1 protein-coding gene is annotated in these 572 nt (G+C 62.1%); it reads right to left on the bottom strand.

Annotated elements, in window-relative coordinates; genetic code table 11:
* Positions 1-326 precede the first annotated feature (326 nt).
* A partial coding sequence (locus tag CKO23_RS25155) for a hypothetical protein (protein ID WP_200335272.1) occupies positions 327-572 on the bottom strand: 246 nt, incomplete at its 5' end.

Here is a 572-nt window from a genome sequence, read left to right as displayed (position 1 = left end):
CAGGGCGTCTTTCTCGGCAGCGCTCAGGAGCGCCAGGTCGGGCAGGGGTTGCATGGTCGCGATTATCCGCTTCCGCGCCGGGTGTTCAAGCACAACAGGCGAGGCGACTTCGCGGGACCTGAGTAGTTACAGGTATTTAAGGCATCAGTGTCGTCCGAGGAGTCGGAGAGTCTGCAGAAGACTCTCAGCCGACTCGGCGCGAAGGCTAATGCTACACGGCGAATCCGTTCTAACGCACATGGCGGAGCGCCACCCCGGACCATGAAACGGGGCGGTAGCTTGGACGGACGCCAGGAGAGGCAACATATTGCGTCCTGTTGAGCCTCCTACAACAAGTGCGCTGTTTCACGGTAACCGGCGGGCGCTGATTGGGCGACGCGGGGTGCGGAGTTTGCCGTCATGCCCAGATAGTCGAAGACACGACGGACCCTGCGAGCGAGCTTGCCGATGGTTGCCGCCACGGAATCCTTCGATTTCGTCTTGATCAGCCCGATGGCGAAGCGGCGCAGGCGGGTGATGTTTTCGGGTCCGTGGCCGGTGCGGATGGTGCAGCGATCCTCGTCCCAGTTCCA

Source organism: Thiocystis violacea, from assembly GCF_016583565.1.
Classification (GTDB): Bacteria; Pseudomonadota; Gammaproteobacteria; order Chromatiales; family Chromatiaceae; genus Thiorhodococcus; species Thiorhodococcus violaceus_A.
Note: the sequence above shows the minus strand (reverse complement) of the source record. Positions and strands in the feature narration are given on the sequence as shown.